The organism is Streptomyces sp. NPDC017979 (assembly GCF_044328175.1).
Taxonomy (GTDB): domain Bacteria; phylum Actinomycetota; class Actinomycetes; order Streptomycetales; family Streptomycetaceae; genus Streptomyces.
On the sequence record NZ_JBIRGU010000031.1, the window covers coordinates 1 to 11,232 of the forward strand.

Consider the following 11,232-nt stretch of genomic DNA (forward strand, 5'->3'; position numbering starts at 1 on the left):
GGATGCGCCTCACCCGCCGCCAACGCCCGCAACCCCGCCACCAACGCATCCCGATCCTCACCCACCACCACCGCACGACGCTCAAACACCGACCGCCCCGTCACCAACGACCAGGCCGTTTCCATGGGCGTCGCACCGGCATCATCAGACGTCACGTGGTCGCGGAGGACGGCTGCCTGCGCTCGTAGTGCTTCACCGCTGCGGGCCGAGACCAGCCAGGGCACCGGCCCGGCCGGCTCTTCCATCTCGTCCGGCTCGGGCCGCTCCTCCGTGGGCACCTCAGGTTCCGGGGCCTGCTCGATGATCACGTGTGCGTTGGTGCCGGAGACGCCGAACGACGACACCCCCGCCCGCCGCGGACGTCCGTCCTGCGGCCACTCCGTCTGCTGCGTCAACAGCCGCACCGCGCCCGCCGACCAATCCACGTGCGGCGACGGCTCATCGATGTGCAGCGACGCCGGCAACACCCCGCGCCGCATCGCCATCACCATCTTGATGACGCCAGCGACCCCCGCCGCAGCCTGCGTGTGCCCGATGTTCGACTTCACCGAACCCAACAACAACGGACGCTCAACCGACCGACCCTGCCCGTACGTCGCCAGCAAGGCGCCCGCCTCGATCGGATCACCCAACGCCGTACCCGTACCGTGGCCCTCGACGACGTCGACGTCCGCGCTCGTCAGCCGGGCGCTGGCGAGCGCCTGGCGGATGACGCGCTCCTGCGACGGGCCGTTCGGGGCGGTCAGCCCGTTGCTGGCGCCGTCCTGGTTCACGGCCGAGCCGCGCAGCACCGCCAGCACCGGATGACCGTTCCGCCGCGCGTCCGACAGCTTCTCCAACAGCAGCAGCCCGACGCCCTCGGACCAGCCGACGCCGTCGGCCGCCGCGGAGTACGCCTTGCACCGGCCGTCGCGGGCGAGGCCGCGTTGGCGCGAGAAGGACGTGAAGACCTCGGGGGTCGCCAACACGGTCACCCCGCCCGCCAGGGCGAGCGAGCACTCGCCCGCTCGCAGCGCCTGCGCCGCCAGGTGCATCGCCACCAGCGACGACGAGCACGCCGTGTCCACCGTGACCGCCGGGCCTTCCAGGCCGAGCGTGTACGCGACCCGGCCGGAGACGACGCTGCCGGAGCCCGCCAGCATGGCGTAGCCCTCCAGTTGGGCGTCGCCGCCCATCACGCCGCCCCCGTAGTCGTGGTACATGACGCCGGCGTACACGCCCGTGCTACTGCCCTTCAGGGTCAGCGGGTCGATCCCGGCGCGCTCCAGCACCTGCCAGGCGGTTTCCAGCAGCAGGCGCTGCTGCGGGTCCATGGCCACGGCTTCGCGCGGGTTGACGCCGAAGAACGCGGCGTCGAACTCGCCAGCGCCGGCGACGAATCCGCCTTCGTCGGCGTAGCTGGTGCCGGGGTGGTCGGGGTCGGGGTGGAAGAGCCCCGGCAGGCTCCAACCGCGGTCGTCGGGGAACGGGCCGATGGCGTCGCGGCCGTCGGTCACCAGGTCCCACAGGTCCTCGGGCGAGGTCACGCCGCCCGGGAAGCGGCCCGCCATCGCCACGATGGCGATCGGCTCGTCGACGGCGGCCGTGCCGACCGTCGGCGGCGCGGGCGTCCGGGCTTGGTGTGCGCGGCCGTCCAGTCGGGTGGCGAGGTGGCTGGCGAGGGCCCGCGGGGTGGGGTAGTCGAAGATCAGCGTTGCCGGCAGCCGTACTCCTGCGACCTCCGACAGCCGGTTGCGGAGTTCGACGGCGGTCAGCGAGTCGAACCCGAGGTCCTTGAAGGACGCGTCGGCCTGCACGTCGCGTGCCGAGCGGTGCCCGAGTGCGACGGCGGCGCCGTCGGCGACCACGCCGAGCAGCGCGTCGAGCTTGGCCTTGTCGTCGAGGGACGCCAGCCGGGCCGCGAGCCGTGACCCAGCGGGTCCGCCCGCGGCGGCCGTGCGCCGGGCCCCGCGCCCGGTCCCGGCGAGGGCGCGCAGCGGGGACGGCAGGGCGTGGGGAGGACGGGCGGCGATGCGGCGGGCGTCAAGGTTGGCGGCCAGGAGGTACGGGGCGCCGTGGCGGCAGCCCGCGTCGAGCAGGTGCAGGGCCTGTTCGACGTTCAGCGGGCTTCCGCCGGCGCGGCTGAGGCGGTCCCGGTCCGCTTCCGTCAGGTGCCCGGTCATGCCGCTGGCCTCGGCCCACAGACCCCAGCCGATGGACAGCCCCGGCAGTCCGGCGGAGCGCCGTCGCACCGCCAGGGCGTCGCAGTAGGCGTTGGCCGCGGCGTAGTTGGCCTGGCCGGCGCTGCCGAGGCAGGCGGCGGCCGATGAGAAGACGACGAACAGCGCGAGCGGCAGGTCCGCGGTGGCGGCGTGCAGGTGTTCCGCCGCGGTCGCCTTCGCCCGCCACACCTCGGTCAGCCGCTCCGGGGACTGGGCGGGCAGTACGCCGTCGTCGAGGACGCCGGCCGCGTGGATCACGCCGGTGAGCGGGTGCGCGGGGTCGACGTCGGCGATCAGCGCGGCCACGGCGTCGGCGTCCGTGACGTCCGCCGCGACCGTGCGGACGTGCGCGCCCAGGCCCGTCAGACGATCCGTCAGCGCTGCGGCGCCCGGTGCGTCGGGGCCGCGCCGGCCGACGAGCACGAGGTGGCGCACGCCCCAGTCGCGCACCAGGTGCGCGGCGACGAGGCTGCCGACGGTGCCGGTGCCACCGGTGATCAGTACGGTGCCCTCGGGGTCGAGCGCCGGGGCCGGGGAGTCCTGCGGGGGTCGGGTGCGGGCCAGCCGGGGGACGAGCAGCCGCCCGTCGCGTACGGCGGCCTGCGGTTCGTTCGCCGCCAGCGCCCGCGCCGCCGCCGTGACGACGCCTTGGGGAACGGCCGGTTGTTCCGCGCCGGCTTCGGATGCGGGGAGGTCCGCCGGGTCCAGGTCCAAGATGGTGAACCGGCCAGGCTCCTCGACCTGCGCGGTGCGCACCAGCCCCCACGCCGCGGCGGCGGCCGGGTCGGGCTCGTCGGACGCGACGGCCCGCCTGGTGACGACGACCAGTCGGGTCTCCGCCAACCGGGGCTCGGTCAACCAGTGCCGTACGAGGGCCAGCGCGCGCCGGGCGACGTGCGAACCGTCGTCGTCGCCGTCCGTGTCCGCTGCGAGGTCGGCGAGGACGACAGCGGGGGCGGGGGCGTCGTCCATGCCGGCGGTCAGCGTGGCCAGATCCGGGTACGAGGCGTGGTCGGGCCCCGGCAGCCGCAGGCCGAGCCCGGCCCAGGTCCCGGTTTCGGCGGCGGGATCGACGTCGGCATCCGTCGGAATCCAGTCCAGCGCGAACAGGCCGCGCGGACCGTCCCGCCGACCGGCGGCTTCCAACTGGCCGGGCTCGACGGGGTGCAGCACCAGGGACGCCGCGCCGATCACCGCGGCCCCCGACGGGTCCGAGACCGTCAGCCGCAGCGCGCGTTCACCCGCCGCGGGGGCGCGGTCGGGGCTGAGTCGGACCCGTACGCGCAGCGCGCCGTCCGCCCAGAGCGTCACACCGCGCCAGGCATAAGGCACCCACACCGGTCCGTCGGCCGTGGGCTCCGCCAACAACATGCCGGGGTGGAGCGCGGCGTCCAGCAGCGCCGGGTGGATGCCGAAGCCGTCCCGGTCCCCCGCGTCCTCCGACAGTTCGACCTCGGCCAGCACGTCGTCGCCGTCCCGCCACGCGGCCCGTACTCCTTGGAACGCCGGGCCGTAGCCGTACCCGGCGGCCTCGGTGCGCTCGTAGAAGCCGGTCACGTCCAACGGGTGCGCACCGGCCGGGGGCCAGGTCGCCGCTTCTTCGGGCGCCGGCGCGGTACGGGAGCGCGGGGTCAGGGTGCCTTCGGCGTGGCACGTCCACTCCTGGCCGTCGTCACCGTCCGGGCCCTCGTGTTCCGCCGGGCGCTCCACGCGCGAGTACACCCGTACGTCGCGGCCGCCGTCCGGCGCCGCGGCGTCCACGACGACCTGGATCTGTACGGCCCCGGTGTCGGGCACCACCAGGGGCGCCTGGAGCACGAGTTCGTCCACTCCGCCGCAGCCGGCTTCGTCCGCGGCGCGCAACGCCCACTCCACGAAGGCCGCACCCGGCACCAATACGGTCCCCAAGATGCGGTGGTCGGCGAGCCAGGCGTGGTCACCGGTGGCCGTCACCCGGCCCGACAGCAGCACTCCCCCGTCGGCCAGCGCAACCGCCGCCGGCAACAAGGCGTGCTCCACCCGCCGCAACCCGGCCGCACCCACGTCACCGACGCCGCCCGACGCGAGCCAGTAGCGCTGGTGTTGGAAGGCGTAGGTGGGGAGGTCGATGGTGTGGGGTGTGGTGTCGTGGGTGGTGAACCAGGCGTGCCAGTCGACGTCGACGCCGTGGGTGTGGAGCTGGGCCAGGGCGTGGGCGAGGGCGTCGGCGTCCGCTCGCTTGTGATGCAGAACGGACACCACGACGGGGTTCAGGTCACCGTCCAGGGTGCGCTGCGTCGCGGTGGCAAGGACCGGATCCGGGCCCAACTCCAGAAAGACGCCGGTGTCGGGGGCGAGGTGGCTCACCGCCGGGGCGAAGTGGACGGGTTGACGGATGTGCCGGGCCCAGTAGGCGGGGGTGGCGATCTCCGGCCCGGCCGGCTCCCCAGTGAGGTTGCTGATCAACGGCAGCGACGGTTCATGGAAAGTCAGGGACGCGATTGCTTCCTCGAACTCCTCCAGCATCGGTTCCATGAGCGCCGAGTGGAAGGCATGGCTCACCGTGAGCGCCTTCGTCTTCCGACCCCTACCAGCCCACACCACCGCAAGTGCAGCGACCTGGTCCGTGGGGCCGGAGATGACAGTGCTGGTCGGTGTGTTCAGAGCAGCGATGCTGACACCCTCGTACGCAGCGAGATCGTCGGCGAGCTCATCCGCACTGGCCTCGATCGCCGTCATCGAACCGCCCTGAGGCAGGGCACCCATCAACGAAGCACGAGCCGCAACCAACCGACACGCATCCCGCAGATCAAACACCCCCGCCACATGAGCAGCCGCAACCTCACCAATCGAATGCCCCACCACCGCATCAGGCCGAACCCCCACCGATTCCAACAACCGCACCAACGCGACATGCAAGGCGAAGAGACCGGCTTGGGCGTACGTGGTGTGATCCAACAGCCCTGCCGGCTGACCTTCGAACACCACCCCCCGCACCGAATGCTCCAAATGCCCATCCAACTCGGCACACACCTCATCGAACGCCGCCGCGAACACCGGGAACCGGGCATACAACCCCACCCCCATCCCCACCCGCTGCGCACCCTGACCGCTGAACATAAACACCGTCCGACCCACACGCCCCACAGGCCCCGAACTGACGACGACGCCAGGATGCGGCTCTCCCTCGGCCACCGCCCGTAGCCCCGCCACCAACTCGTCGGCGTCCTCACCCACCACCACCGCACGGTGCTCGAACCGCGCCCGCGTCGTCAGCAACGACCAGCCCACCTCAGCCGGCACCAACCCCACCCCCGCCGACGACAGCCGCGCCACCAACGCCGCCGCCTGACCACGCAACGCCTCGGGGCTCCGCGCCGACAGCGGCCATGGAAGCGCACCCTCGATCGCTGCGGCCGCCAGCGGCTCTGCCTCAGCGGGTCCGCTCGCATCGCCGGTCTCCGCCGTGGGCTCTTCCAGGACCAGATGCGCGTTCGTGCCGGACATGCCGAAGGCGGAAACCGCGGCCCGCCGCGGGGTTCCCTCCGTCGCCCATTCCCGTGCTTCGGTGAGCAGGCCGAGTGCACCCGGTTCCCAGTCGACGCGTGTCGTGGGCCGGTCGACGTGGAGCGTCGCGGGCAGTACGCCGTGCCGCATCGCCATCAGCATCTTGATCACACCGGCCACGCCCGCCGCGCCTTGGGTGTGCCCGATGTTGGACTTCAGGGAGCCCAGCCAGAGCGGCCGGTCAGCCGGCCGGTCACGCCCGTACGTGGCCAACAACGCGCCCGCCTCGATCGGATCACCCAACCTCGTCCCCGTACCGTGCGCCTCCACCACGTCCACCTCGGACGCCGACAAACCCGCCAACGCCAACGCCCGCCGAATCACCCGCTCCTGCGAAGGACCATTAGGCGCCGTCAAACCATTGCTCGCACCGTCCTGGTTCACCGCCGAACCCCGCACCACACCCAACACCCGACGCCCGTTCCGCCGCGCATCCGACAACCGCTCCAACAACACCAACCCCACCCCCTCGGAGAGGGATGTGCCGTCAGCCGCGTCCGCGAACGGTTTGCAGCGCCCGTCGGGTGCCAGGCCGCGCTGTCGGGAGAACTCGGTGAACATGCCCGGGGTCGCCATCACCGTCACTCCGCCCGCCAGGGCGAGCGAGCACTCCCCCTGGCGCAGGGCCTGGCAGGCGAGGTGGATGGCGACCAGTGCGGAGGAGCAGGCGGTGTCGACGGAGACTGCGGGGCCTTCCAGTCCGAGCGTGAAGGCGACGCGCCCGGACAGCACGCTCAGGGCGTTGCCGGTCAACAGGTGACCCTCGGTGCTCTGCTCGACGTGCGGAGTGCCGAAGCCGGGGAGTCCGGCGCCGGCGTACACACCGGTCGCGCTGCCCTTGAGGTCGCGCGGGTCGATGCCGGCGCGCTCCAGGAGTTCCCAGGACGTCTCCAGGAGCAGTCGCTGCTGGGGTTCCATGGCGAGGGCTTCGCGCGGGGAGATGCCGAAGAAGGCCGCGTCGAACCGGTCGGCGTCGTAGAGGAAGCCGCCGCGTCGTACGTAACTGGTGCCGGAGCGGTCCGGATCCGGGTCGTAGAGGTTCGTGAGGTCCCAGCCGCGGTCGGTGGGGAAGTCCCCGATGGCGTCCGTGCCGGACGCCACCAGTTCCCACAGGTCCTCGGGCGAGGTCACGCCGCCGGGGAAGCGGCAGGCCATGCTGACCACGGCCACCGGTTCTTGCGCGCGTTCCTCCACTTCGCGCAGCCGCTGACGGGTCTGCCCGAGATCTGTCGTGACGCGCTTGAGGTACTGGCGGAGCTTGTCTTCCGTGCCCGACGTCACTTCTGTCCCTCCATCAACGGCCGTACGGTCGAAGGCGTCACAGTTCGCGGTCAATCAGCTCGAAGATCTCGTCGTCGGTGGCCGACTCGACGTCGTCGAATCCCGTCGGGCCGGCGGTGCCGTCCGCCGCCGCGGTCCCGTGCACGGCGGTCAGCAGACCGGTCAGCCGCCTGGCGAGGCGTCCGCGCGCGCCGTCGTCCAGTTCCAGGGCGGTCAGGGCGGCCTCGATCCGGCCCAGTTCGCCCAACAGCGGGTCCACGGGGTCGCCCGCAGCCGCCGCCCCGTCCGGCGCGAGCCGTTCGCGGAGGTGTTCGGCGAGCAGTCCGGCTTCGGCGTAGTCGAAGGCGAGCGAGGCGGGCAGCCGCAGCCCGGTGGCCGCGGAGAGCCGGTTGCGGAGTTCGACGACGGTGAGCGAGTCGAACCCGAGCTCCTTGAACGAAGCGTCGGCCCGTACGGTGTCGGCGTCGGCGTGTCCCAGGACCGCTGCCGCGTTCGTACGGACCAGGTCGAGCAGGACCTGCCGCTGCTCGTCGACGGGCCGGGCCGCCAGTCGGTCGGCCAGGTCGCCCGGTGCCTGCCGGGTCGCGGCGGTGCGGCGCGGCGGGGCCCCGGCCGCCAGGGACCGCAGCAGTACGGGCAGGGCCGGGTCGGACCGGTCGGGCAGGGCCCGGGGGTCGAGGTCGAGTGCCAAGAGGTGCGCGTCGCCGCGGGCAAGGGACGCGTCGAACAGCGCCAGGCCGTGCGGGGTGGCGATGGGGCGGAACCCGGTGCGTGCCAGCCGGGCGAGGTCGGTTCCGGTGAGCCCGCCGGCCATGCCGCTCGCCTCGGCCCACAGGCCCCAGCCGACCGACAGCCCCGCCAGCCCCCGCGCGCGTCGACGTGCCGCCAACGCGTCGCAGAAGGCGTTCGCCGCGGCGTAGTTCGCCTGACCGGCACTCCCCAACGCTCCGGCAGCGGAGGAGAGCACGACGAACATCGCCAGCGGAAGGTGCTCGGTGGCGCGGTGCAGGTTGAACGCGCCGGTCGCCTTCGCACCCCACACCCCCGCCAGCCGCTCCGCCGACAGGCCCGACACCACGCCGTCGTCCACCACGCCCGCGGCGTGCACCACGCCGACCAACGGGTGTTCGGGGTCGATGCCCGAAACGACGTCCTCGACCGCTGCCGGATCGGCCACGTCGACCGCCGCCACCCGCACCGAGGCGCCCGCTTCCGTCAACCGTGCCACCAGGCCGTCGACGCCGGGCGCTGCCGCCCCGCGCCGACCCGTCAAGACGACATGGCGCACCCCGCCGCGCACCAGGTGCTCCGCGACGAGTCCGCCCAACGTGCCGGTACCGCCCGAGACCAGGACCGTTCCACCGCCGTCGACCTCGGCGGACGGCCGCAGCACCACCTTTCCCACGTGTCGCGCCGCGCTGACGTACCGGAACGCCTCGCGGCTCTGCGCCAGGGGCCACACCCGTACGGGCGCCGGCGCCAACGTGCCGTCCGCGAAGAGTTCACGCAGCACCGCCAGCATCCGGCCGATCCCGTCCGGTCCCGCGTCCGGGACGAGGTCGAAGGCGCGGTACTGACCTGCGCCGGGATGGGTCGACTTCACTTCGTCGGGGTCGCGGACGTCCGTCTTGCCCATCTCCACGAATCGCCCGCCGTCCGCCAACGAGCGCAGCGAGGCGTCGGTGAACTCCCCGGCCAAGCTGTTCAGGACGACGTCCACGCCACGTCCGCCCGTCGCCCTGCGGAACGCCCCCTCGAAGTCGAGGTCCCGCGACGACGCGCGGTGCGCCGCGTCGATGCCCATGGCGTCCAGCACGGCGTGCTTCGCCGGGCTCGCCGTCGCGTAGACCTCCGCGCCCAGGTACCGCGCGATCTGCACCGCGGCCGTCCCCACCCCGCCGGTCGCCGAGTGCACCAACACCGACTCCCCCGCGCGCAGACCGGCCAGCTCGACCAGTCCGTACCAGGCCGTCAGGAAGTTCACCGGCACGGCGGCGCCCTGTGCGTCGCTCCACCCGTCGGGCAGGCGCGTCAGCATCCGGTCGTCCGCCACCGCCAGCGGGCCGAACGCCCCGTCGAACACGCCCATCACCCGGTCCCCCACGGTCAGCTCCGCCACCCCGGGACCCACCTCGACCACCCGGCCCGCGCCCTCGCTGCCGCTCAACTCGGCACCGCCCGGATACATCCCCAGGGCGATCAGCACGTCCCGGAAGTTCACCCCGGCCGCGCCCACCTCGATCCGCACTTCGCCTTCCGCCAGTTCCGCCCCGGCCTCCGGCGCGGGCACGACGTCGACGCCGTCGATGGAACCCGCGACTCCCAGACCGAGCCGCCAGGGGCCGCGGTCCGCCGGGAGCAGTGCGCCGCCGGCCCGCAGTAAACGGGGCACCAGCACCCGGTCCTGGCGCAGGGCGAGTTGCGGTTCTTCGACGGCCAGGGCTCCCGTCACCGCGTGGCGGATCGCGTCGCACCCGATGGCTTCGGGCCCCAGGTCGAGCAGGACGAACCGGTCCGGGTTCTCCTGCTGGGCGCTGCGCACCAGGCCCCACACGGCTGCCGCCGCCGGGGCGGGCACTTCGTCGTCGACCGTGGCGGCCGAGCGGGTGGCGATCACCAGTCGGGTGCCGGTCAGCCGGGGGTCAGCCAGCCAGGCACGCAGCAGGGTCAGCGTCTCCGTCACGGCCGCTAGGGCGTGTCCCGCGTCCTCGTCCGTGTCCGTGTCCGTGTCCGTGTTCGCGTTCGCGTCCGTGTCCGTGGGGAGCACCAGGACGGCCGAGGGGGCGTCCGCACCTGCGTCCAGGGCCGCGACCAGCGCGGAGAAGTCCGCGAAGCCGGCCATGCCAGCGGACGCAGTGGGCCCGGACCGGCAGCCGTCGAGTACGGCCCACTCCCCGTCCCGCCACCCGGCTCCGTGCGCCACCGTGCCGTCGACCGCAGGAGGCAGTGCGGTCCACGCCATGCGGAAGAGGCCGGTCACCTCACGGGGGCGGACGGTAGCCAGCTCGTTCAGGTGCGCGGGCCGCATCGCGACCGAATCGACCGTCAGCACCGGCGCCCCGGCGGGGTCGGCGACCGTCAGCCGCAGCCCCTGGTCCAACTGCTCGCCGCGGGGCGACAGCCGGACCCGTACGACACGCGCCCCCACCGCGTGGAGCGTCACCCCGCCCCATGAGAACGGCAGCCACACCTGTCCTTCGTCCGCCTGCCCCAGGAGGAACACCGGGTGGAGGGCCGCGTCCAGGAGCGCCGGGTGTACGCCGAAGGCGTCGGCGTCGCCCGCGTCGTCCGGCAGCTCGACGTCGGCGAGCAGGTCGGCCCCGTCCCGCCACACCGCCCGTACGCCTTGGAACGCGGGCCCATAGCCGTAGCCGGCCGCCGCCGCCCTCGCGTAGAACCCCGTCACGTCGACCGCCTCCGCGCCGACGGGCGGCCACGCGTCGGTGGAGGGGGTCTCGGTACCCGTCCGGGCGGGGCCGAGCGCGCCTTCGGCATGGCACAGCCATGTGTCGTCCGCGTCGTCGGGGCGCGAGTAGATCCGGACCTGCCGCAGGCCGTCGGTTCCGGCCGCGTCCACCGCGACCTGGACGCGGACGCCGCCCTCCGTCGGCAGGAGCAGGGGCGCCTGGAGCACGAGCTCTTCGACGCTGCCGCAGCCGACCTCGTCGGCCGCCCGCAGCGCCCATTCCACGAATGCGGCACCCGGCACGAGGACCGCGCCCCCGATCCGGTGGTCCGCGAGCCAGGCGGCCCGGTCGGCCGTCAGCCGACCGGTGAGCACCCGGGCGTCCCCACCCGCCAGCTCCATTGCGGCGCCCAGCAGGGGATGACCGGAGGAGACGAGCCCCAAGCCCTCGGGGTCGCTGCCGAAGCCGTCGTCACCCGCCAGCCAGTAGCGCTGGTGTTGGAAGGCGTAGGTGGGGAGGTCGACGGTATGGGGTGTGGTGTCGTGGGTGGTGAACCAGGCGTGCCAGTCGACGTCGACGCCGTGGGTGTGGAGCTGGGCCAGGGCGTGGGCGAGGGCGTCGGCGTCCGCTCGCTTGTGATGCAGAACGGACACCACGACAGGGCTCAGGTCACCGTCCAAGGTGCGCTGCGTCGCGGTGGCAAGGACCGGATCCGGGCCCAACTCCAGAAAGACGCCGGTGTCGGGGGCGAGGTGGCTCACCGCCGGGGCGAAGTGGACGGGTTGACGGATGTGCCG

The 11,232-nt window shown here is 73.4% G+C and carries 2 protein-coding genes; both read right to left on the reverse strand.

What is annotated here, in order from left to right:
• On the reverse strand, nt 1-7,028 hold a 7,028-nt coding region (locus ACH4E8_RS35095), incomplete at its 3' end, for a type I polyketide synthase (protein ID WP_398455778.1).
• 37 nt (nt 7,029-7,065) lie between these two features.
• Nucleotides 7,066-11,232, reverse strand: a 4,167-nt coding sequence (locus ACH4E8_RS35100) for an SDR family NAD(P)-dependent oxidoreductase (RefSeq protein WP_398455780.1), incomplete at its 5' end; no start/stop codon positions are given.